This is a genomic window from Mesorhizobium sp. C399B (assembly GCF_030323185.1).
Taxonomy (GTDB): domain Bacteria; phylum Pseudomonadota; class Alphaproteobacteria; order Rhizobiales; family Rhizobiaceae; genus Mesorhizobium.
On sequence record NZ_CP100472.1, the window covers coordinates 2,964,172 to 2,987,507 of the forward strand.

General features: G+C 64.4%; 20 protein-coding genes. 9 read left to right on the plus strand and 11 right to left on the minus strand.

Features of this window, described 5'->3' with window-relative positions; translation table 11 throughout:
* Nucleotide 1: 1 nt before the first annotated feature.
* Complete coding sequence (gene exbB, locus NLY36_RS14155) at nt 2-979, minus strand: tonB-system energizer ExbB (protein WP_023736811.1); 978 nt, start codon at nt 977-979, stop codon at nt 2-4.
* A 344-nt stretch (nt 980-1,323) separates the two neighbouring features.
* Here exbB and NLY36_RS14160 point away from each other — a divergent pair, with 344 nt between their 5' ends.
* Nucleotides 1,324-1,992 carry a cysteine hydrolase family protein gene (locus NLY36_RS14160; protein ID WP_023736810.1) on the plus strand — a complete coding sequence of 223 codons (669 nt, stop codon included), beginning with the start codon at nt 1,324-1,326 and terminating at the stop codon, nt 1,990-1,992.
* 88 nt (nt 1,993-2,080) lie between these two features.
* Here NLY36_RS14160 and NLY36_RS14165 read toward each other — a convergent pair whose 3' ends face one another.
* Together NLY36_RS14165 and NLY36_RS14170 are read right to left on the minus strand one after the other, a co-directional pair.
* Nucleotides 2,081-3,037: an LLM class flavin-dependent oxidoreductase gene (locus NLY36_RS14165; protein WP_023726079.1), complete on the minus strand. Its 957-nt coding sequence runs from the start codon at nt 3,035-3,037 to the stop codon at nt 2,081-2,083.
* A 158-nt stretch (nt 3,038-3,195) separates the two neighbouring features.
* Nucleotides 3,196-3,351 carry a hypothetical protein gene (locus NLY36_RS14170; protein ID WP_023670454.1) on the minus strand — a complete coding sequence of 52 codons (156 nt, stop codon included), beginning with the start codon at nt 3,349-3,351 and terminating at the stop codon, nt 3,196-3,198.
* A gap of 233 nt (nt 3,352-3,584) precedes the next feature.
* On the opposite strand from NLY36_RS14170, the gene NLY36_RS14175 reads away from it, so the two are divergent.
* Nucleotides 3,585-4,352, plus strand: a complete 768-nt coding sequence (locus NLY36_RS14175) for an SDR family NAD(P)-dependent oxidoreductase (protein WP_023698402.1) — start codon at nt 3,585-3,587, stop codon at nt 4,350-4,352.
* Between the two features lie 71 nt (nt 4,353-4,423).
* On the opposite strand, the gene NLY36_RS14180 is transcribed toward NLY36_RS14175, so the two are convergent.
* From NLY36_RS14180 to NLY36_RS14215, 8 genes are all read right to left on the minus strand, one after another.
* Nucleotides 4,424-5,368 (minus strand): ABC transporter permease, encoded by a 945-nt coding sequence (locus NLY36_RS14180; RefSeq protein WP_023694455.1) that lies wholly within the window; start codon nt 5,366-5,368, stop codon nt 4,424-4,426.
* Nucleotides 5,365-6,420, minus strand: a complete 1,056-nt coding sequence (locus tag NLY36_RS14185) for an ABC transporter permease (protein WP_023683937.1) — start codon at nt 6,418-6,420, stop codon at nt 5,365-5,367. Before NLY36_RS14185 ends, NLY36_RS14180 begins: the two co-directional genes overlap by 4 nt.
* 281 nt (nt 6,421-6,701) lie before the next feature.
* Nucleotides 6,702-8,213 (minus strand): ABC transporter ATP-binding protein, encoded by a 1,512-nt coding sequence (locus NLY36_RS14190; protein ID WP_023736809.1) that lies wholly within the window; start codon nt 8,211-8,213, stop codon nt 6,702-6,704.
* A gap of 174 nt (nt 8,214-8,387) precedes the next feature.
* Nucleotides 8,388-9,413 (minus strand): BMP family protein, encoded by a 1,026-nt coding sequence (locus NLY36_RS14195; protein WP_023736808.1) that lies wholly within the window; start codon nt 9,411-9,413, stop codon nt 8,388-8,390.
* A 126-nt stretch (nt 9,414-9,539) separates the two neighbouring features.
* Nucleotides 9,540-10,487, minus strand: a complete 948-nt coding sequence (locus NLY36_RS14200; RefSeq protein WP_023736807.1) for an ABC transporter permease — start codon at nt 10,485-10,487, stop codon at nt 9,540-9,542.
* 2 nt (nt 10,488-10,489) lie between these two features.
* Nucleotides 10,490-11,461, minus strand: coding sequence for an ABC transporter permease (locus NLY36_RS14205; protein WP_023694460.1), 972 nt, complete (start codon nt 11,459-11,461; stop codon nt 10,490-10,492).
* A 1-nt stretch (nt 11,462) separates the two neighbouring features.
* A complete protein-coding gene (locus tag NLY36_RS14210) occupies nt 11,463-12,980 on the minus strand; it encodes a sugar ABC transporter ATP-binding protein (RefSeq protein WP_023736806.1) in 1,518 nt (505 codons plus the stop codon).
* A 48-nt stretch (nt 12,981-13,028) separates the two neighbouring features.
* Nucleotides 13,029-14,042: an ABC transporter substrate-binding protein gene (locus NLY36_RS14215; protein WP_023736805.1), complete on the minus strand. Its 1,014-nt coding sequence runs from the start codon at nt 14,040-14,042 to the stop codon at nt 13,029-13,031.
* Nucleotides 14,043-14,246: 204 nt separating this feature from the next.
* Here NLY36_RS14215 and NLY36_RS14220 point away from each other — a divergent pair, with 204 nt between their 5' ends.
* The 7 genes from NLY36_RS14220 (at nt 14,247) to NLY36_RS14250 (ending at nt 23,254) form a co-directional block, all read left to right on the plus strand.
* Nucleotides 14,247-16,667 (plus strand): glucan 1,4-alpha-glucosidase, encoded by a 2,421-nt coding sequence (locus NLY36_RS14220; protein WP_023736804.1) that lies wholly within the window; start codon nt 14,247-14,249, stop codon nt 16,665-16,667.
* A 41-nt stretch (nt 16,668-16,708) separates the two neighbouring features.
* Entirely contained in the window at nt 16,709-17,722 is a 1,014-nt protein-coding gene (gene gnd, locus NLY36_RS14225) for a phosphogluconate dehydrogenase (NAD(+)-dependent, decarboxylating) (protein ID WP_023683928.1), read from the plus strand.
* Nucleotides 17,723-17,745: 23 nt separating this feature from the next.
* On the plus strand, nt 17,746-19,119 hold the full coding sequence (gene zwf / locus NLY36_RS14230; protein ID WP_023736803.1) for a glucose-6-phosphate dehydrogenase: 1,374 nt from the start codon (nt 17,746-17,748) through the stop codon (nt 19,117-19,119).
* Nucleotides 19,120-19,236: 117 nt separating this feature from the next.
* On the plus strand, nt 19,237-19,941 hold the full coding sequence (locus NLY36_RS14235; RefSeq protein WP_023736802.1) for an ROK family protein: 705 nt from the start codon (nt 19,237-19,239) through the stop codon (nt 19,939-19,941).
* 214 nt (nt 19,942-20,155) lie between these two features.
* A complete protein-coding gene (locus NLY36_RS14240) occupies nt 20,156-20,620 on the plus strand; it encodes a Ros/MucR family transcriptional regulator (protein WP_023687743.1) in 465 nt (154 codons plus the stop codon).
* Between the two features lie 133 nt (nt 20,621-20,753).
* Nucleotides 20,754-21,854, plus strand: coding sequence for an aminotransferase class I/II-fold pyridoxal phosphate-dependent enzyme (locus NLY36_RS14245; RefSeq protein WP_023736801.1), 1,101 nt, complete (start codon nt 20,754-20,756; stop codon nt 21,852-21,854).
* A gap of 158 nt (nt 21,855-22,012) precedes the next feature.
* Nucleotides 22,013-23,254, plus strand: coding sequence for an MFS transporter (locus NLY36_RS14250; RefSeq protein ID WP_023670472.1), 1,242 nt, complete (start codon nt 22,013-22,015; stop codon nt 23,252-23,254).
* Nucleotides 23,255-23,336 lie beyond the last annotated feature (82 nt).

The following is a 23,336-nucleotide window of genomic DNA, read 5'->3' on the forward strand; positions in this document are numbered from 1 at the left end:
ATCACTCCGCCGCCAGCGCGGGCGCCTGCGGCACCGTGCGGAAATCGAGATCGCGGCTGACCAGCCGTTCGACCCCGGCCGAGGCATCGGCAAGAATCTGCCGGTAGCCCGCTATCGACCTTGCAAAGAGGTTGTAGATGACCACTGCGGGAATAGCCGCGACCAGGCCCATCGCCGTGGCGAGCAGCGCCTCGGCGATGCCGGGCGCGACGACCGCGAGGTTGGTGGTCTGCGCCTGCGAGATGCCGATGAAGGCGTTCATGATGCCCCAGACGGTGCCGAACAAGCCCACGAAGGGCGCCGTCGAGCCGATCGTCGCCAGCACGCCGGTGCCGCGCGACACGCGCCGCGCCGCCGCCGCCTCGATGCGCGACAGGCGCGACGCCACTCGTTCCTTCAGCCCGTCGCCGGTAACATGGCCGAGCGCACCGGCCGAAAGGGCAGTCTCTTCCTCGGCTGCCCGCACCAAAAGCGCACCGGGGCCGCCATTGTTGCCAAGCGAGCGCCCGGCCTGGCGCAGTGTCGCGGCATTGCCGATGGCGCGCGCAGCGCGCCGGGCGCCGAGCTTGCCGAAGAGAATCTCCAGCGATTTGGCCAGCCACACCGTCCAGGTGACGAGCGAGGCGAAGGCCAACCCGATCATCACCGCCTTGACGATGATGTCGGCGGCCATGAACATGCCCCAGGGCGACAGATCGTGCGGCAGCGTCAGCGATATTGCCGAAGGCTCGGCCTGCGCGGATGCACCGGGCTGGTTTGCCGGCTGGGGCGCGGTCGGCGCCGCCTGCCCGGCAGTTGGCGAAGCCGGCGCGACAGGCGCAGCCGGTGCGGGCTGTTCGACTACGGTTGGCGCCGACTGGGGATCTGCAGCGGGCACCCTCGTCACCCTGGGCTGCGTGTTTGGCTGCTCTTGCGCAGCAGCGCTGCCGGCCGACAGCATGACCGCGGCCAGCGCCGCCAACAAACCATTTCTGGACACGCTTCGTCCTCGCTTCGTCATTGCACGTAACCGATCGGCTGGCCGGTGACGGGATGCGGGAACACCCCCATCTCGACCCCGAAAACTCCAGCCACGGATTCTGGCTTCTCTCAAACGCGGCACCGCCGCTGGGAAACAATTCAGGCGGCCGAGTGCCCCTGCTTGACTATAAAACATGAGCTTTGTAGTCAACAAACAAGATGGCTTTTTGGCCGACGATTGTGGGCGCGATGTCTCAACGGCACATCGTCCTGGCATCGGTCTACCTGGTGTCGTCGCACCGAGGGATGGACGGCCCAGGGTTGCTGGGCCACGATGCCGAGCAGCAATTGAGGCAGGCTGCGATGATCAAGGCGATACCGTTCGATTTCCCCTATGACGGCCGGCTGGTGCCGGCAAACACCGCGCTGCTGGTCATCGACCTGCAGGAGGATTTCCTCTCGCCGACCGGCTATTTCGCCAGGAAGGGTTATGACCCCGCGCCGCTGCGCGCCATCCTGCCTACGGTCAACCGACTGATATCAGCGGCACGCGCGGCCGGCCTTACCATCATTCACACCAGGCAGGGATATCGCGGCGACATGGCCGACATGACGCCGTACGAGAGATGGCGCCGCAAGCGGGCGGGTCTAGAAGGCACCGACGTGCTGCTGCGCTCCGGCCCCGGCTTTCAGATCGTCGCCGAGATCGACGTCGCGCCGCACGACATCATCGTCGACAAGACCTGCAACAGCGCCTTCACCTATACGGATCTGGAGCTTGTGCTGCGCGCACGCGGCATCACCCATCTGATCTTTTCCGGCTGCACGACCGATGTCTGCGTGCACACGACGCTGCGCGGGGCCTGCGACCTCAATTTCCAGTGCCTGACCATCGCCGACGCCTGCGCCAGCGGCGACCAATACGCGCATGACGCGGCGCTGCATATGGTGACGGTGGAGGACGGGGTGTTTGGTGCGCTGACGGAATCTGGCGCGGTGCTGGAGGCGCTGGCAGTGCTGAGTGGTGATTAGACGCTGGCGGGACAGCACCCCTCTGCCCTGCCGGGCAGAGGGGGGTGTGACGGAACGCTACGAAATAGCTTTCATTCCACCCGCAAATTCACCCTGCGTGAATATCCGACCCGCCCCGCGAGGCAAACGCGCCGGGCTGCGGCACCTCCGCCTCCCGGCGTGCCAGCGAGTTGCGCAAGAGCGCGATCGTCTCGCGGCCGACGCTGGCGATCTCGCGCGGCCGGTCGACACCGACGATCATGAACTCGCTGATGCCCAGCGCCGCATAGGGCAGCAGCGACAGGGCGATCTGCGCCGGTGGTCCGGAAAGTTCGACCGCCTTGTGGCCGACGGTAGAGGCGCCACCCTCCGAGCGGACCCGGACCGGAAGCGCAAAACGCAGCTTGCCGGCGCGGCCATGCTCGGCGGCGGCGCTGCGCGCCCGTTCCATCAGCTGGCGGATCTCGTCGAGCGAACCAGCCGTGAGTTCAAACACGTCGGCATGGCGGCCGGCGACCTTGAGCGCGGTGCCGGACTGGCCACCCATGCGGATGATCACGTCGACGCCATGCGGCCCCTTGCGCGGCACATAGCCACCCTTGATGCTGTAGAATGCACCTTCATGGTCGAAGGGCCGGTCGTTCGACCACAGCCGCTTCAGCAGCACCAGATATTCGTCGATGCGCTGCCAGACCACGGTGTGGCCGACCGGACGCGTCTCGGCATCGTCGTCATCCAGCGGCTCGCTCAGCATCCTCAGCGCCAGCCGGCCGCCGCTCCTGGCGTCGAGCGCCGCCAGTTGCCGCGCCGCAACGGCTGGCGCGATCACGCCGGCCCAGTGCGTCAGCACCACTTCCAGCGACGAGGTGCGGTCCAGCGCCTGGGCGGCGATGTCCATATTGGTCAACAGCCCGGCCGGGTCGTCGACGACGATGTTCTGGAAGCCGGAATCCTCGATCAGCGACAGCTTGGTCGCCGTCTCGACGAAATCATAGAAGAACGGTACGGCCGAACCGGCATCGGCGGCGTGCGTTTTACCGGGAACATGCGTGAACTCGATCGGCATTGCCATCTCCTCCATCACGTTGGATGTATGTCGCCCCCGGTTTTGAGACGACGACATGCGTAAAAACAAGCATCAGCGCCAAAGCGCGTCCGCGTTCGGTTCATCAACTCCGGTCACTCACTGAAAGCGCTAGGTCGCCACCCTTTCGGCCTGATCGGTCAGGGAATCAAGCCGAGCACGACTGCCCCGGTGAACACGAACGCAAGGGCAAAGACGAGATAGGCGAAAGCGCCGGCATAGGCCGGGCGAAAAGCCTGGCTATTGGCCAGCCTCTGGCTGGTGCGGTCTGTCTCGGCGTTCTGGATATAGGACATATCGACCTCCGTTTTGCGGATTAATCTATAAAATCAGTAGACTTTGTCGAGTGCTATTTTTTGGGGATATGTAGAACGATTTTCTCAGTATTCCTTATTATTTGGTTTGGCATTGCTGGGAGCCCCCTGTTGGCGACAAGCGAGCGACAAGCTTGGCCGACGTCTGCATAGGCGATAGCATCGCCATTCCGGCGTAAATGCGGATCATTTCGATCGGGAACGGGGAACAGAACATGGGTACAAGACTAGCCGGCAAGATTGCAATCATCTCGGGCGGCGCGACCGGAATGGGCGGAGCGGCCTCGGAATTGTTCGCCGCCGAAGGCGCCAAGGTGGCGATCATTGACCGCAATGGCGAGGCGGCGGCAGCCACTGCGGCGGCGATACGCGCGCGGGGACATATCGCCGAACACTGGGTGGCCGACGTCTCGGACGAGGCGCAGGTCGAGGCCGCAGTGAAGGCGGCGACGGTCAGGCTCGGCCCGGCCACGGTGTTGTTCAACCATGCCGGCACCATCGTGATAAAGCCGTTCCTGGAGACCACAGTGCAGGAATGGGACTGGCTGCATGCGGTCAATGTCCGCTCGATGTTCCTGATGACGCGCGCCGTGTTGCCGGGCATGATCGCTGCCGGTGGCGGTTCGATCGTCTGCACCTCGTCGATCTCGGCTGTGGCGGCCACACCCATGGAGGTGCTCTACGACACCACCAAGGGCGCCTGCCACATGTTCGCGCGCGCCATCGCAGTCGAATTCCGCGACCGCAACATACGCTGCAACGCCGTCTGTCCCGGCTTCATCCGCACGCCGCACGGCCTGCGCGAGGTCGCCGATCTCGGCAAGCTCGGCGTCGACGTGTCGGACGCCGCATTGGCCGCACAGCAGGGCCGCATCGGTGAGCCGGAGGAAGTGGCCAAGGCAGCGCTGTACCTCGCCAGCGATGAGTCCAGCTTCGTTAACGGGACGCATCTGTTTGTCGATAATGGTTTTACGGCGATGTGAGTATCCCAGGCTTGGCGCCCTTCCTCTCCCCCGTCGATCGGGGGAGAGGAAGGGCGCCAAGTCCTACTCGCTTACCGCTCTTCTCGTCGAAACGGCTTCAGCAGCGCCGACGGCGCAACCGCGTTGCGTGACATCACGGCCATCGCGACGATGGTGAAAATGAACGGCAGCATCAAGAACGTCTCATAGGGAATATGCCCGAGGCCGCTCGCCTGCATGCGCAATTGTAGCGCATCGACGAAGGCGAACAGCAGCGCCGCGCCCGCAGAGCGCCACGGGTCCCAGCGGCCGAACACGACCAGCGCGATCGCCACCCAGCCACGGCCCGACACGACACCAAAGGTGAAGGCGTTGAACTGTGCCATGGTGAGGAAGGCGCCCGCAAGCCCCATCAGCGCACCGCCGAGGATGACCGCCTGGAAGCGCGTGGCGATGACGCTGACCCCAGCGGAATCAGCGGCGCGCGGGTTCTCGCCGACCATCCGCACCGACAGCCCCCAAGGCGTGCGGTAGAGCACGAAAGCAGCGAGCGGGATGGCAATGATTGCCAAGTAGACCAGCGCAAACTGGTTGAAAACCGCTGACCCCAGAACCGGAATATCCGACAGCAGCGGGATCGGCACCGTCTGAAAACCCTTGATGCTGGGCGGCACCGATTGCTGGCCGAAGGTCAGACGGTAGAGGAAATAGGCAAGGCCGGACGAGAACAAAGTAACGCCGATGCCGCAGACATGCTGGCTGAGGCCGAGCGCCACGGTGAACAGCGCATGCAGCGCGCTCATCGCCATGCCGGTCAACACCGCGGCCAGCACGCCGAGCCACAGGCTGCCGCTGAGGCTGGCGGCGGTGAAGCCGGTCATCGCGCAGAGCAGCATGATGCCTTCGATACCGAGATTGAGCACGCCGGCCCGCTCGGAGAACATCTCGCCCAGCGTGGCAAATGCCAGCGGCGTGGCGATGCGGATAATGGCGGCGAGGAAGCCGACCTGAAAGATCTGTTCGAACACCGCGCTCATAAGGCGGCACCGACGCGGCGGATGCGATAGGCCGTGAACAGCAGCGCCACCAGCATGGCGAGCAGCGCCGTGCCCTGGATGACATCGCTGAGGAACGCCGGCACGCCGGTGGCGCGCGACATCGCTTCGGCGCCGGTCATCACGGCGGCCAGGAAGATCGCCGCCGGTACGACGCCGAGCGGATTGAGCCTGGCCAGCATGGCAACGACGATGCCGGAATAGCCATAGCCCGGCGAAATGTCGCTCATCACCTGGAAATGCACGCCGCCGACCTCGCCTACGCCGGCAAGCCCGGCCAGCGCGCCCGACAGCAGCGCCGTCGAAATCAGCACCCGCTCGACGTGGATGCCGCCATAGCGGGCGGCTTCCGGGCTTTCGCCGGTGACCCTGATCCGGAAGCCGAGCGTGGTGCGCACGATCAGGAACCAGATCAACGGTGCCGCGATCAACGCGGCGATGACACCCAGATGCAGCCTTGTGCCTTCGAGCAGCACCGGGAAATTCGCCGAATCCTCGATCGGCGGCGAGATCGGATAGCCGCTGAACGAGTCCTTCCACGGCCCCTCGATCAGCGCCATTAGCGCATAGTAGATGACCGAATTGAGCAGCAGCGAACTGACGACGTCATCGACTTTGAATTTCACTCGCAGGGTCGCCGGCACAAGCGCGACAGCGGCACCGGCAGCAGCGCCGGCCAGCGCCATCGACAGGATCGCCAGCGCGCCCGGCATTGGGATGGCGCCGACGAAGCAGCTGGCCACGGCGCCGGCCAGCAATTGGCCCTCGGCGCCGATGTTCCAGAATTTGGCCCGGAAGGCGACGGCCACAGCCAGCCCGGTGAAGATCATCGGGGCGGCGCGCACCAGCGTTTCGGTGATGGCATAGCTGTCGCCGAACGAGGCCGACAGCATCACGCCATAGGCCTCAAGCACGCCGGCGCCGGCCAGCGCGATGAGGCCGCTGCACAGGACCAGCGCTGCGCCGATGGCCAGCAGCGGCAAAGCGAGATTGAACCAGGCGGGGGTGGAACTGCGGGCTTCGAGGCGGAACATCAGCTATGCCCCTCCGCCGCCCAGACGGTCGCGCCGCCCTTCATCCGCCTGCCGGCACCTTCTCCCCGTATAGACACGGGGAGAAGGGATCCGGGCCCTATGCAACTCCCCTCTTGCAGCTGTGGTGATTGGCGAAACCATGGGTGAGAGCCCCTCTCCCCGCCTCTATACGGGGAGAGGATGCCGGCAGGCAGGTGAGGGGCAGCGCTGACGCTTAAAGTCAGCCAAAAGCGGGCAGTATTATTTGAGGTTTCTGCGAGGAACCGAGTGAGAAAGTCCATCTAGGCTCTGCCCTCCGCCCCGGTCATCAGCAGCCCAAGCCGCGCGATGGTCGCATCGGCGCTGTCCAGCGTGCCGGCGATGCGGCCCTCATACATCACCGCGATGCGGTCGCAGAGCACCAGCAGCTCTTCGAGATCCTCGCCGATGACGATGATCCCGCAGCCCTTGGCACGCATGTCGAGGAATTTTTCGTGGATGAAGCGGGCGGCACCGATGTCGAGGCCGCGCGTCGGCTGCGAGACGATCAGCACCTTCGGGTCGAAAGCCAGTTCGCGCGCCAGCAGCGCCTTCTGCAGATTGCCGCCCGACAGCGCGCCGGCGCGGGTCATCGGCCCGGGGCACCTGATGTCATAGGCCTTGATCTGTTCTTCGGCGAAGGCGCGGATCGCATCTGGCTTGAGCAGGCCCCGGCTGCTGAAAGCCGCAGTACCAATGCGCGGCAACACCATGGAATCGGCGAGCGGCAGATTGGTGACCAGCCCGGTCGTCATACGGTCTTCCGGGATGCGGCCAAGGCCGAGCGCCTGCACCTCGCGCGGCGAGAACCGCGTAACAGGTTTGCCGGCTATCGTCATCGCGCCGGCGTCGGGCGCGCGCGTGCCGGAAATCACCTCGGCCAGCGCCCGCTGGCCATTGCCGGAGACCCCGGCAATGCCGAGGATTTCGCCCGCGCGAACGGCAAGCGATACATCGCGCAGCGGCGTCCCCGAATGCCGTGAGGTGGAAATACCGTCGAGCGTCAGCACCGCCGCGCCTGGGGTCGAAGGTCCTCTTGCCGCCGGCACGATCTCATGGCCGCACATCAGCTGCGCCATTTCTGCCGATGTCGTGTTCGCCGGATCGTCGACACGGCCGGCGACGCGGCCGTGCCGCAATACGGTGCAGCGATGGGTGAGCGCCCGCACCTCGTTCAATTTATGCGAGATGAAGATGATGCCGAGCCCCTGCGCCGCCATCGAGCGCAGCGCCGAAAACAGCCCGTCGACCTCGCCCGGCGCCAACACCGCGGTTGGCTCATCAAGGATCAACAGCCTGGCGCCGCGAAACAGCGCCTTGACGATTTCAAGCCGCTGCTGCTCGCCGACCGACAGCGCGGAGACAGGCAGGTTGGGGTCCAGCGTCAGCCCATGCCGACGGCTGATGTCGGACAACCGGGCAAGTCCGCCGGCGCGGTCGATGCGGCCGGATTTGCCGGGAATGCCAATCAGAAGGTTTTCCAGGACCGTCAGCCTTGGCGCCAAATGAAAATGCTGGTGCACCATGCCGATGCCGGCGGCCAGCGCATCGGCCGAACTGGTGATCCGCACGGTCTTGCCCTGGATAAGAATTTCGCCGGCATCCGGCGCATAGGCGCCGAACAGCACATTCATCAGCGTCGTCTTGCCGGCGCCGTTTTCGCCCAGCAGGCCGAGGATCTCACCTGGGGCGACGCTTAGATCGACAGCCTCATTCGCCTTGACGGCGCCGAAGCTCTTGGTGATGCCGCGCATTTCGATGAGAGGGGCGGACAAAGGTGCTCCTGCGGAGATACCCCTCCCCCTCGAGGGGAGGGTGCCGAGCGAAGCGAGGCGGGTGGGGTCACCTCAACTGCCTCAACCTATGACTTAGCAGGATGGAGCACTTCGCGGAGGACCCCACCCGGCCCTGCGGGCCACCCTCCCCTCAAGGGGGAGGGGTACGCCGAGCTAATCCGAAACCGGCGTGTTCTCGTCGACATCCACCCGGAAATTGCCTTCCAGGATCTCGGCCTTCTTCTTCTCGACCAGATCCTTCACATCCGCCGGCAGCGTCTTGTCGAATTTATGGTAGGGCGCCAGGAACGACCCGCCCTTGGCCATGCGCGAGAAATCGCCATAATCCTGCGCGGTGAAGACACCGGCCTTGACCAGCTTGATCGCCTGCTCGACCGTCGGGTACATGTCCCAGACCGGCCCGGTTATGACCGTGTCGGGGCCGAGGCTCGACTGGTCGGACATGTTGGAGATGGCGAGGATCTTCTTATCGACCGCCGCCTCGATGACGCCGAAGCGCTCGGCATAGATGACATCGACGCCGGCATCGATCTGGGCGACCGCCGCTTCCTTGGCCTTGGGCGGATCGAAGAACGAGCCAATGAAGGCGACCTTCTTCTTGATGTTGGGATTGACCTCCTTGGCGCCGCCAAAGAAGGCGTTGACCAGCCGGTTCACTTCCGGAATGCCCATGGCCGCCACCGCGCCGATCGTGCCCGACTTCGACATCTTGCCGGCGATCATGCCGGAGAGATAGGCCGGCTCGTGGATCCAGTTGTCGAAGACGCCGAAATTGGGCTCGGCCGGGCCGGCGCCCGAGCCGAACAGCCATGCCGTCTTCGGGAACTGCTTTGCCGTGCGGCGCGATTCACGCTCGGCGGCGAAGGCGTCGCCCAGCACCAGCTGGTACCCGCCTTGCGCATATTCGCGCATGACGCGGCTGAAATCGGCGGTCTGCACCTTTTCCGACCATTTGTATTCGATGCCGAGTTCCTTCTCGGCCTTCTGCAGGGCGACGTGGATCTGGTTGTCCCACGGCTCCTCGATCGGCGTGGCGAAGATCGCCGCCACCTTCAGCTTCTTGTCCTTGGCGAAGGCTGCACCCGGCAGCATGGCTGCGGCCAGGCCAAGTGCGCCGAGTTCCAGCACGTCGCGCCGCGACAGGCCGGTCGATTGCGATTTGTTTTTCCGGTTTTCCATCTAGTGCCCCTCTGTTTGACAGCCGTGTCGAGCCGGCTGTTCCGAAATCAGACGCGGAACTATGGAACGGGTGCGGACTTTTGTCCACATGGTCAAATTTGGCGGTGTCGCTGGCAGGAGCCGGCGCTAGCGTACCGCCTTCTCGCCACCGGCTACGGTGATAACGCCGACGATGATCAGCCCGGTCAGCAACAGCCGAACGCCGGCGCTGACGCCGAACGTGTTGAGCATGGTCAGAAGCAGCACCAGGAACAGCGCCGCGCCCCAGACACCGGGAACATTGGCCTTGCCGCCGGCGACCGAGGTGCCGCCGATGACGACGACGGCGATCGAGGCCAGCAGGTACTCGTTGCCGATATCGACATTGGCGCCGCGGAAATAGCCGGCGAGCAGCGCCCCGTCCATGCCGCCGAGCGCGCCCGACAGCGTGTAAGTGAGGAAGCGGGTGCGGCCGACATTGACGCCGGCAAGCCACGCGGCGCGGATGTTCTGGCCGATCGCCAGCACCGAGCGGCCATAGATCATGCGCTGCAAGGCGATGGCCGCACCGATGGTGAACAATACGGTAAGGATCGCCAGCACTGGAATGCCTAGGATTTGCCAGTTGGCAAAATCGGCAAAGCCGGGCGGCGGCTTGATCTGCAGGCCACGCCCATAGCTGATGTCGATCGACTGGATGATGAAGCTGGCCGACAGAGTGGCGATGATCGGCGGGATCCTCAGCGCCCAGATCAGGAGATAGTTGACGGCACCGATGGCAGCGCCGCAGGCGAGCGCGGCGAGCAGCCCGACCACGATCATGGAATCGCTGCCGCCCATGACCTTCATGGCGACGGCACTGGCGAGCCCGATATTGGCCGGCAGCGACAGGTCGACATTGCCTGGCCCGAGCGTGATGACGAACATTTGGCCGACTCCGACGATGACGGTGAACACCGCCAGCGACAGTGCCGCCGTGACCATGCCACCGCCGCCATAGCCGCCGGTGAAAGCGATGGTCGCCAGCCAGACGAACATCGCGCCGATGAACGACCAGATCCAGGGTTTGGCGGCCAGCGGTTTCACAAATGTCATCGCTATCTCTCCCTGCGACTGATCAGGACGCGGGCTGCCAGCACGATGATCAGGATGGCGCCGTTGGCGGCGACCTGCCAATCCGGCGGAATGTGCATGAAGGTGAGCAGAGGCGATGCCGCCAGCGCCAGTGTCAGCGCGCCGAGCACGGCGCCAATCGGCGATACCCGGCCGCCGACGAACTCGCCACCGCCGAGGATGACGCCGGCGATCGCCAGCAGCGTGTAGCCATTGCCGATATTAGCGTCGGCCGAGGTGGTGATGCCGATCAGCGCCATGCCGGACAGAACGCCGAATAGGCCGGTCAGCGCAAACAGCACGATCTTGGTTCGAAGCAGCGACCAGCCAGCGCGCCTGAGCGCCGCCGGATTGCCGCCGGATCCCCGCAGGATGACGCCATAGGAGGTGCGCATCAGCCCAAAATGCACCACCGCTGCGATCGCCAGCGCGGCGATGATAGGGAACGGAATGAAGGGCGGCTTGAAGGCCATCAGCGACAAGAGCCAGTCCGGCGCCTTGCCACCGGGCTTGGGCAGCACCAGAATGGCAAGCCCCTGCCAGACGAAGCTCATGCCCAGCGTCACCACGATCGACGGCAGATTGCGCAGATGGATCAGTGCGCCGAGCAGCGCATAAACGCCTATGGAGCCGAGCAGGATGATCACGCCGAGCAGCGGCGCGTCCTTCAGCCAGGTCGCGGTGACGCAGCCGACAAAGCCGACAAAGGTGCCGATCGACAGATCGAGCTCATTGCCGGCGATGACGAACATCTGGGCGATCGTCGCCAGCGCGATCGGAATAGCGAGGTTCAACATCAGGCTGAAGCCGAAATAGCTGATGGCGCGTGGGTTGAGCCAGGCGATGGCGATAACCACCAGCGCCAGCGACAGCGCCGGCAACAGGCTGCGCAGCAGGCGCGCGCGGGCCGCGCTGCTGCGCGGCGAGGACGTAGGGCCGGGAGCGACTGCCGTCATCTCAGGCCGCGTCGCCGAATGAGGACTGGATGATCTTTTCCTCGGTCAGCTCGTCGCGCGTGAGATTGGCGACGATGCGGCCGTTCTTGAAGACATGGATGTGGTCGCAATTGTCGAGCTCTTCGGTCTCGGTGGTGTACCAGAGGAAGGTCCGGCCCTTGGCCGCCTCCTCGCGCACGAGATCGTAGACCTCGAGCTTGGTGCCGATGTCCACGCCGCGCATCGGATCGTCCATCAGCACGATCTGCGCATCGGAACCCAGTGCGCGGGCAAACAGCGCCTTCTGCTGGTTGCCGCCGGACAGCGAGAAGATGTTGTTGGTCATGTCAGGCGTGCGGATGCCGATCTTCTGCTTCCAGAACTCGGCAAGCTCGGCCTCGCGCTGCGGCGAGATCAGCAACCCTTTGCGCAGCCGCGCCAGCGAGCGGATGCCGATGTTTTCGGCAATAGACCATTGCGGGAAAATGCCGTCCGATTGGCGGTCTCCGGCCACCAGCGCCACCGGGGCGGTCACCTCGATATCAAGCCTTCTACGCGTCGCGGCGGCAAAGATCGCCAGCAACAGGTCGGTCTGGCCATGGCCGGCAAGCCCGGCAAGCCCGATGATCTCGCCGGCGCGAGCGACAAGCTCCTTGCCGTCCTGCTGCCGCTCGGGCCGCGCCCGCACCCTGAGCGGGCCCGCCGCCGACCTGGCGGCGATCTCCGCCGCGATCTTCTCGCGCGCTTCCGCGCCGCCCATGGTGGCCACCAGCCGGTCGCGGTCGAACGCTTTTGCAACGTCCGTGGCGACCACCTTGCCGTCGCGCATGACCACGATGCGGTCGGCATTCTGCAGCACCTCGCCCAGCACATGCGAGATCAGGATGCAGCTGCCCCCGGTGGCTACGAAACGGCGCACGAAGGCAAGCAGCTGGCCCGCAGTATGCGCGTCCAGCGAAGAGGTCGGCTCGTCGAGAATGACCAAGTCGAGCGGATCGCGCGTCACCGTGAAGGCGCGCGCCACCTCGACCATCTGCCGCCGGCCGATGGAGAGATCGCCGGCAATGTCGTCTGCCGAGATGCCGTGATCCGGAAAGATTTCGTCCAGCTTGGCGGCAATGAGAGCAGCCGCCTTGCGTCGCCAGCCGAAGCCGGTGAGCGCCGGATGGTTGATGCGCGTATTCTCCGCGATACTGAGGTTAGGGCAGAGCGACAGTTCCTGGAACACGCAGCGTATGCCGAGTTTCAGCGCGCGCGCCACCGAGTAGTCGGTTTCGGCATTGCCACGCACCGCGATCTCACCGCCATCGGGCTGCAGCGTACCGGCCACCATATGCATCAGCGTCGATTTGCCGGCTCCGTTGTGGCCGACCAGCCCGACGCATTCGCCTGATACAACATGGAAGTCGACGCCGTTAAGCGCCCGAACGGCGCCGAAATGTTTTTCGGCGCCGTTAAGCCTGATGATGTCCAAATGGGCGGCGCCGAAATGTTTTTCGGCGCCGCCCAGTCTGATGATGTCCGTATTGGCCTCAGGCATGCTCAACGATATCCGGTCGGTCATGCCGCTGGCAATGAATGCAATGCATCACTTGATATTGGCTTTGATCGCCGCGATTGCGTCTTGCTGGCTGTATTCGTGGGTGGCGACGCCGCCCTCCTTGATTTTCGGCAGCTCGGTCTCGAAATTGTCCTGGGTAAAGGCGAGATACGGCACCAAAAGGTCATGCGGAATGTCGGTGCGGCCGTCGAGCACCTGCTGCGCCACCCAGAAGGCCAGCGACGACACGCCGGGCGCGATCGAGGCCGACCAGGTCTGGTAGCCATCCTTGTCCTTCTGCTCCTTCCACCATTTCAGCTCGTCCTGGCGGTTGCCCATGATGATGGTCGGACGCGGCTTGCCTGCGGCGGCAAAGGCTTGTGCCGCGCCATAACCGTCACCGCCCTGGTCGACGATGCCGACGATGTCGGGCAACGAAGGCAGGATCGTCGCGACCGCCTTCTGCGCCGTCGTCTGGTCCCAGTCGCCGGTCACCGAACCGACGATCTTGAACTCGGGATGGGCGGCGACGCCTTCGAGGATGCCGGCATGGATGGCATCGTCGATCGAGGTGCCGGCAAGGCCGCGGATTTCCAGCAAATTGCCGCCCTTGGGCTGGAACTTGGCCATCTGCTCGACTTCCTGCTTGCCCATGTCCTTGAAGTCGACGACGACGCGGTAGGCGCAAGGTTCGGTGACCGTCCCGTCGAAGGAGACGACGACGATGCCGGCATCGCAGGCCTGCTTGATGGCGCCGTTCAGCGCATCCGGCGATGCGGCATTGATGACGATGGCGTCATAACCCTGCAGGATCAGGTTCTGCACCTGGGCAGCCTGCGTCGGCACTTCCTTGTCGGCGGTGGTGAAGATGTCGGCGGCGCCGACGATCTTGTCCTCCACCGCCTTCTTGGTGACGATGCCGTAGCTGTCGAGCATCGCCTGGCGCCACGAATTGCCGGCGTAATTGTTGGAGAAGGCGATCTTCTTGCCGCTGGTGTCGGCAAGCGCCGTGCCCGAGGCGAGCATCGCCGCCAGAGCGCTCAGGACGAGCAGTTTCTTCATGTCATAATCCTCCCATGGATTGTCGGCCCCGCCGACTGTTGCTGATGGTTTTGGCGTTGGCTGCCTGTTTTTTATCTATTGTCAGACAAATGCAGATGAGCTCGCTTGTCAACTGCGATCGGTTACGCTTTGGCGATCAACTTCAGGTGCGATGATTGAAAAGCCTTCGCCTGCTGGTCTAGGGAAGGGCCCAGGAGACCATGCATGGCAGCGACGCCGCCGACCCTTCCCCCCAGTGCACCCAAAAGAATGGGCGCGCCCGGAATTCCGGCGCGCTGGACGTCAAGCGCCAAGAGCGGCGTAGGTGCCGCGCTTTCGACGGCGAGCCGCGTCTGGTTCACGCTCAGCCATGGCATCGTCAATGAAGTCTACTATCCCGGCCTCGACAGCGCCTGCACGCGCGACATGGGACTGCTGGTCACCGGTCCCGGCGGCTGGTTTTCCGAGGAGAAGCGTGACGCCACACATGCCATCGAGCCGTTCGAGGACGGCGTGCCCGCCTACCGGCTGATCAACGCGACGGCGCGTTACCAGATCGAAAAGCGCATCCTGGCGGATCCGGCGCGCCCGGCCTTGCTGCAGGAAACCAGCTTCACGGCACTCGAGGGCGTGGCCACGGACTACCGCGTCTACGCCCTGCTGGCGCCGCATCTGGTCAATGCCGGCATGGGCAACACCGCCTGGACCGACGAGCACAAGGGGAGGCCGATGCTGTTCGCGTCCGGGCGCGGCACCTGCCTGGCGCTTGCATCCTCGCTGCCCTGGGGTGATTGCTCGGCCGGCTATGCAGGCTTTTCCGACGGCTGGCAGCAACTCAGCCGCGCCGGCCGGCTCAATCCGGCCTGCCAAAGGGCGGAGGACGGCAATGTCGCGCTGACCGGCGAGATCGGCTTTTCCTTACGCAACAGCAAAGCCTTGCTTGCGCTTGGGTTTGGGGCAACGCCGGATGAAGCGGCCGAAAACGCCGCCGCCAGCCTGAAACGCGGGTTTGAGCCGGCGGCAAAGGTCTATGTCGCGAAATGGCGGAAATGGCAGGCAGGCCTGACGGCGCTCGACCACCATGATGCATCCGGCCTCAACACCTACCGCGTCAGCACAGCGGTGCTGGCGACACACCTGTCGCTGGCGAGGCCCGGTGCGGCCGTCGCCAGCCTGTCGATCCCCTGGGGGTTCAGCAAGGGCGACGACGACCTTGGCGGATATCATCTGGTCTGGCCGCGCGACCTCGTCGAAACTGCGGGCGGCTTCCTCGCCGCCGGCGATCCGGCGCAGGCGCTTGAGATCCTCGCCTATCTCCGTTCCATCCAGCAGCCGGACGGCCACTGGCCACAAAATGTGTGGCTCGACGGCTCGCTCTATTGGCCGGGCATCCAGATGGACGAATGCGCCTTCCCGCTGCTGCTTGCCGATGCGCTGCACCGCGCCGGCCACCTGCCGCGCGCAAAGCTCGCCGCCTTCATGCCGATGGTCGAGAAAGCAGCGTCCTATATCGTGCGCAATGGCCCCGTCACCGGGCAGGACCGCTGGGAAGAGGACGCGGGCTACAGCCCATTCACGCTCGCCGTCGAAATATCGGCACTGCTTGGCGCCGCCGATCTGTTCGACGTCAACGGCAAACCCGAGCCGGCTAACTATTTGCGCGAGGTCGCAGATTGCTGGAACGACCAGATCGAGCGCTGGACCTATGTCAGCGGCACACCGGAGTGCCACGAGGCTGGCGTCGACGGGTACTACATCCGCATCGCGCCGGCCGACGCTTCAGGCGCCGCATCGCCGAAGGACGGCTTCGTACCGATCAAGAACCGTCCGCCGGGCGATACCGACAAGCCGGCCGAAGCGATTGTCAGCCCGGACGCGCTGGCGCTGGTCCGCTTCGGCCTCAGGGCCGCGGACGATCCGCGCATCGTCGGCACGGTCAAGATCATCGACGCGCAACTGCGCTGCGACCTGCCGCAAGGGCCTCTATGGTACCGCTACACCAGCGACGGTTATGGCGAACACGCCGACGGCGCCCCCTTCGACGGCAACGGCCAGGGCCGACCCTGGCCGTTGCTGGCCGGCGAACGCGCTCACTACGAGCTGGCCGCCGGCCGCAAGGACAAGGCGGCAAGCCTGCTCGACACATTCGAGGCTTCGGCTGGGGTGGGCGGTCTGCTGCCGGAACAGGTCTGGGACGGCGCCGACATACCGGAGCGCGAATTGTGGCTGGGCAAGCCGTCGGGCAGCGCCATGCCGCTGGTCTGGGCGCATTCGGAACACATCAAGCTGTTGCGCTCGCTCCGCGACGGCGCCGTCTTCGACATGCCGCCGCAAGGCGTCAAGCGCTATGTCAGGGACAAGACCGGCTCGCCGCTGAGGATATGGCGCTTCAACAACAGGCTGCGCACCATGGAAGCCGGCAAGACGCTGCGGGTTGAACTGCTGCAGCCGGCACTGATCCGCTGGAGCGGCGACCAGTGGCAGACCAGCCATGAAATCAACACGTCCGTGAATGTCTTTGGCGTCCATATGGCGGATCTGCCGGTGACCGATATTCCGCGAGGTAATACGATCGTCTTCACTTTTTTCTGGCCCGACGGCGACCGTTGGGAGAATGTCGACTTCACCGTCGGCATTGAGAACTAACTCGCCAGCAATTTCTTTCCTCAAGCGACTAGGACAACACCATGCAGATCGGAATGATGGGACTGGGCAGGATGGGCGCCAACATGGTGCGCCGCCTGATGCGCGACGGCCATCAATGCGTCGTCTACGACATCAACCCGGCAAGCGTTGCCGCCCTGGTTGCCGATGGCGCCATCGGCGCCGCATCGATGGAGGAGTTCGTCGGCAAGCTTTCCAAGCCGCGCAGCGCCTGGCTGATGCTGCCGGCGGCGATCACCGGCAAGATCGCCGACCAGGTGGCAGCATTGATGGAGCCCGGCGACATCATTATCGACGGCGGCAATTCCTATTATCACGACGCTGTCGACCAGGCGGCCGAGCTTGCGGCCAAGGGCCTGCACTATGTCGATGTCGGCACCAGCGGCGGCGTTTGGGGCTTGGAGCGCGGCTACTGCCTGATGATCGGCGGCCCCGATACGGCGGTCAAACACCTCGATCCGATCTTCGCCACGCTGGCGCCCGGCGCCGATGCCGGCGCCACGCCCGACAAGGCGGGCGGGACCGCACCCTTTGGCTACCTGCATTGCGGACCGAGCGGCGCCGGCCATTTCGTCAAGATGATCCACAACGGCATCGAATATGGCGTCATGGCCGCCTACGCCGAAGGCATGAACATCCTGAAATCGGCCAATGCCGGCAAAAGACAGCGCACTGCCGACGCCGAGACCAGCCCTTTGGAAAACCCGCAATACTATCAGTTCGACATCGACCTGCCGCAGGTGGCCGAGGTCTGGCGCCATGGCAGTGTGATCGGCTCCTGGCTGCTCGACCTCACCGCCGGCGCTCTGAAGAGCGACCCGGCATTGGCCCAGTTCGGCGGCCGCGTCTCCGATTCCGGTGAAGGCCGCTGGACGCTGAAGGCGGCGATCGACACCGGCGTGCCGGCGCCGGTTCTGTCCTCGGCTTTGTTCGACCGCTTCTCCTCGCAGGGCGAATCCGAATTCGCCGACAAGCTGCTGTCGGCCATGCGCTATGCCTTTGGCGGCCATGTCGAAAAGCCGAAGGCCGGCAAGTGAAGGCCGCAGGGGAGACGCGCAAGATGAGCCCGGAACGGTCCGACACGCTGGTGCTCTTCGGAGCAACCGGCGACCTTGCCCACAAGAAGATATTTCCGGCCCTCTACCAGATGGTAGCCAAGGGGACGCTGACCGAGCCGGTGATCGGCGTCGCCTTCGATGCCTGGGACATCAACCAATTGCAGGCGCGGGCCCGCGACGGCATCGTCAACGCTCTCGGCAAGATCGACGAAAAGATCTTCGCCAAATTCGCCAGTCTGCTGCGCTATGTCAGCGGCGACTACCGCGACGGCGCGACCTTCGAGAAGCTGAAGACGGCGCTCGGCTCGGCGCAGCGGCCGCTGCACTATATGGCGGTGCCGCCGACCATGTTCGAGACCGTTGTCCAGGGGCTGGAGCAATCCGGTACCGCGCATGGCGCGCGGCTGATGGTGGAAAAGCCGTTCGGCCACGATCTCCAATCGGCGCGCTGGCTGAACCGCGTGCTGCATCTGGTGTTCGAAGAGCAGTCGATCTTCCGCATCGACCACTATCTCGGCAAGGAGGCGATCCAGAACCTGCTCTATTTCCGCTTTGCCAATTCCTTTCTCGAGCCGATCTGGAACCGCAACTTCGTCGAAAGCGTACAGATCACCATGGCCGAGGACTTCGGCGTCGAAGGCCGTGGCAAATTCTATGACGATGTCGGCGCTATCCGCGATGTGATCGAGAACCATCTGCTCAACATCCTTTTGCTGCTCGCCATGGAACCGCCGGTCGGCCGCTCGGCCGACGATCTGATCGACGAGAAGGTGCAGGTGCTGCGCGCCATCCGCACGCTGACCAAGGACGACGTCGTGCGCGGCCAGTTCACCGGCTACCTCGCTGAACCCGGCGTGAAGCCGAACTCGCCGGTCGAAACCTTTGCTGCCGTGCGCTTCATGGTCGACACCTGGCGCTGGCAGGACGTGCCGTTCTTCATCCGCACCGGCAAGAACATGCCGGTGCATGTGACCGAAGTGATCGTGCGGCTGAAGCGGCCGCCGCTCGACGTCTTCGATCCGATCAAGCCCAGCGACGCAAATTACGTGCGCTTCCGCATCGACCCGCAGGTGGCGATCTCGATCGGCGCGCAACGCAAGGCGCCCGGCGACGATATGGTCGGCGAGCAGGTCGAGCTCACCGCGCTCGACGATTCGAAGGGCGACATGCCGCCCTATGAGCGGCTGATCGGCGATGCCATGAACGGCAATGGCCAATTGTTCACCCGCCAGGATGCCAGCGAGCTTGCCTGGCGCATCGTCGGCCCGGTGCTGGGCGACACCACGCCGCCGCATATGTATGAGCCGAAGACCTGGGGGCCTGCCGACGCCATGGCCAGCTTCGGGCCGCCCAACGGCTGGATCAATCCGACTTGAGCAATTCCAGGAAAGTGCGAGCGGTTTTTCCGTCCGGAATTGCGTAAAAACAAAGAGTTGGAGCATTCCCCCGTTTCCCTGAAACGGGGAACGCGCCAAGTGAGCGGAGGAAACGACATGGCCAAGGCAGCCAGGCCCGCGAAGGCCAAGGCGGAACCGATCGTGCTGACGATCGATGTCGGCGGCTCGCACGTAAAAATCCTCACCAGCGCAGGCGGCGAGATGCGCCGGGCCGATTCCGGACCGGATCTGACGCCGCAGCAGATGGTCGCCACGGTGAAGACGCTGGCCGAAGGGCTGCCCTATGACGTGATCTCGATGGGCTATCCCGGCCCGGTCAGGCACAACAGGCCTTCGCTCGATCCCGCCAATCTCGGCAAGGGCTGGGACGGCTACGATTTTGCCGCCGCCTTCGGCAAGCCGGTCAAGGTCGTCAACGACGCGCTGCTGCAGGCGATCGGCAGCTACGATGGCGGGCGCATGCTGTTCCTCGGCCTCGGCACCGGCCTGGGCGCGGCGATGATCCTCAACAATGTCGGCCAGCCAATGGAACTGGCGCATCTGCCGTACCGCAAGGGCGGCAGTTTCGAAGATTATGTCGGCGAGCGCGGCCTGGAGAAATACGGCAAGAAAAAATGGCGCAAATACGTTGTCGACGTCGTCGAGCGGCTGCGTGCGGCGCTGCAGCCGGATTATGTCGTCATCGGCGGCGGCAATGTCGACAGACTGGATGAATTGCCCGCCACATCCAGGCGCGGCGACAATACGCGCGCTTTCGAGGGCGGTTTTCGACTATGGCGCGACAAGGCGCTGATCGTCTGATAGTATTAAAATTCAGTATAGTTGTTCAAAATGACGTGTGGCGCGATACGAAGTCATTGCGTTACGCAGATTTGGCGATTAGATCGGTGGCACCGGATGGAATCATCTGGCGCAACCGCACATATGCGGCAAGACAAATGACTAGAGCGGATTTCCGGCTCCGCTGGGACCACTCTGGGAGTTTCCGCCACCCCCCTAGCGACGGAGAGATAAATTGGCCGACGACAGCAACGACTCTGACAAGGACATCGACCTGCTCGAGCTTACCGCCCATATCGTGTCCGCTTACGTCGAGAAGAACCGCTTGCCCGTTGCCGGCCTGAGCGATCTCATCGCCAGCGTTGCGGCGTCGATCGGCGGGCTCAGCCAGCCGCCAGCCCCAGTGGCGGCGCCGCAGATCCCGGCCGTCAATCCCAAGCGGTCGGTGACGCCGGATTACATCATCTGCCTCGAGGACGGCAAAAAATTCAAATCGCTGAAGCGCCATCTCGGCGTCCATTTCAACCTGACGCCGGAAGCCTATCGTACCAAATGGGGCCTGCCGGCCGACTATCCGATGGTTGCCCCCAACTACGCGGCGTCGCGCTCCGAGCTGGCCAAGTCGATCGGCCTCGGCCGCAAGGCTGCAGTGGCCGCGCCGGCGAAAGCCAAGGGTCGGAAGGCCAAAGTTCCGGCCTGAGTGGGATCAGCGCCTCGGCCCTGAGCCAATCGTTTGGACGACTGGAACAGAAGCCTGCCGGCGAATGAGCCTTGGCAGGCTTCGTGCTTTTGTGGCTTGGATACACCACAGAGATTGCTTTGGGGGAGCAGCGATGAACTACGCCAGAATGGTGATCGAGAAAGAGGCGCCGGAGGAATACGGCTACGATCGCATTCGGTTCAATCTCTCCGAAAGCTCGATCGCCGATCAGAAACTCTCCGACGTCGGCCTGTCGCTGCCGGATCTCACGCTGTTCTACGGCGAGCATCGCGGCGACAAGGAGTTGCGGGCGCTGATCGCGGCGCAAGACAAAGGCATCTCCGCTGACGATGTTCTGGTGACCGCCGGTGCGGCGGGCGCGCTCTTCATCATTTCGACCTCGCTTCTGTCGGAGCGCGACCATCTTGTCGTCGTCCGGCCGAACTACGCCACCAACATCGAGACCCCCAAGGCGATCGGCTGCGCCATCTCCTATGTCGATCTCGATTTCGACGCAGGCTTTGCCATCGATTTCGGCCGCGTCGCCGCCAGCATGCAACCGAACACCAAGCTGATCAGCGTCACCTGCCCGCACAACCCGACCGGCACGATGATGGGCCGGGCCGATCTCGACGCGCTGATTGCGCTGGCCGAAGCGAGCGGCTGCCATCTGCTGGTCGACGAGACCTATCGCGACCTCTCCTATGGACAGCGCCTGCCGGCGGCGGCTTCTCTCAGCCCCAAAGCGATCAGCGTCTCGTCGCTGTCGAAAGCCTTCGGCATTCCCGGCATCCGCATTGGCTGGCTGATCACCAGCGATGCCGAACTGCAGGAGCGCTTCCTCGCCGCCAAGGAGCAGATCGGCATTTGCGGCAGCGTCATCGACGAAGGCATTGCGCGCGGCATGCTGGGGCGCCGCGACGCTTTCTTGGGCGCGCTGCTGCCCGAGATGGCGAAACGCCGCGACATCGTGCAAGACTGGATCGACCGCGAGCCGCTGGTCGACTGGGTGCGGCCACAAGGCGGCGTCGTCGGATTTCCAAGGCTCAATGTCAGTCCAGACTTCGACCTCGACCGTTTCTACGTCAATCTCTTGGAAAACCACGGCACCTATGTCGGTCCCGGCCACTGGTTCGATATGCCCAAGCGCTTCTTCCGCGTCGGTTTCGGCTGGCCGAAAGAGGCGGAATTACAGGGCGGCCTCGACGCCATCACCGCCGCGCTGAGGCAGTAACGTCCGCGTGCAATCGGGCGAGCGGCTGGAAAACCACTTGATCCAGGCCCGATTTTCACGCATACGCGCCCCGAACTTTGATAAGTTTCATTGGCCGGAACAGCGCCCATTTCCGGGAAGTGCCCCGCCGGCCAATGCAAGCAACGGGGCCTGTATCCATGACATCCCATTCCCATACACCGCCTGACCGGCGTTACGCCGCCTTCCGCCATCGCTCCTTCCTGAGCTATTGGGCGGCGCGTTTCCTGACCACCTTCGCCACCATGATCGTGTCCGTCGCCGTCGGCTGGCAGATCTATGATCTGACGCGCGATCCCTTCGATCTCGGCATTGTCGGCATCGTCCAGTTCCTGCCGTCGCTGCTGCTGGTGCTGGTCACCGGCGTTGTCGCCGACCGTTTCGGCCGCCGCCTGATCATGGCGCTGGCGACGGTAGTCGAGGCAGGTTGTGCGCTTGTCCTGTTGTACTTCACGCTGCGCGGTCTCGTCAGCCCGCTGCCGATCTTCATCGTGCTGGCTATGTTCGGCCTGGCGCGCGCTTTTTATGGGCCGGCCTCGTCGTCGCTGTTCGCCAACCTTGTTCCGCCGGAAGATTTCGGCAATGCGATCGCCTGGAACTCGTCCGCCTGGCAAACGGCGACCATTGTCGGCCCGGTCGCCGGCGGCCTGCTCTATGGCGTCTCGGCCGAAGCCGCTTACGCCGTTGCCTCCGTGCTGATGCTGGTGGCCGGTCTGCTGATCTTCACCATTCCGAAACCGGCCCAGCAGAGCGCCACCGACAAGCCGACGATGGAGACGCTGTTTGCCGGCTTCCGATACATCTGGAGCGAGAAGATCGTCCTGGGCGCCATCTCGCTCGACCTCTTCGCCGTGCTTCTGTCCGGTGCCTCGGCGCTGCTGCCGGTCTATGCCCGCGATATTCTGGAACTCGGCCCGTGGGGCCTCGGCCTGCTGCGCTCGGCGCCCGGCATCGGCGCCATCTGTGTCGCGGTCTGGCTTGCCGGGCATCCGCTGCGCGACAGTGCCGGCAAGATCATGCTCGGCTTCGTCGCCGGGTTCGGCGCCTTCACCGTGCTGTTCGGCGTCTCGACCATCACCTGGCTGTCGATCCTGGCCCTTGCCGGCCTCGGCGCCACCGACATGTTCAGCGTCTATATCAGGGAGACGCTGATCCAGCTGTGGACACCCGACGAGGTGCGCGGCCGCGTCAACGCCGTCAACCAGGTCTTCGTCGGCGCCTCCAACGAAGTCGGCGAGTTCCGCGCCGGCACCATGGCGGCGCTGATCGGCACCGTGCCGGCGGTGGTGATCGGCGGCGTCGGTGCGATTGCCGTCGCCGGACTGTGGGCGGTGCTGTTTCCGCAACTGCGAAGGGTGCGGCATCTCAACAGCCGCAACTGATCGAGTAAGCCGCAGGATCCGGCGCTCGGTCCAAATCAGCTTGCGCCGATGACGGCTGAGATGGGCCGGAAGCGGATGGGCC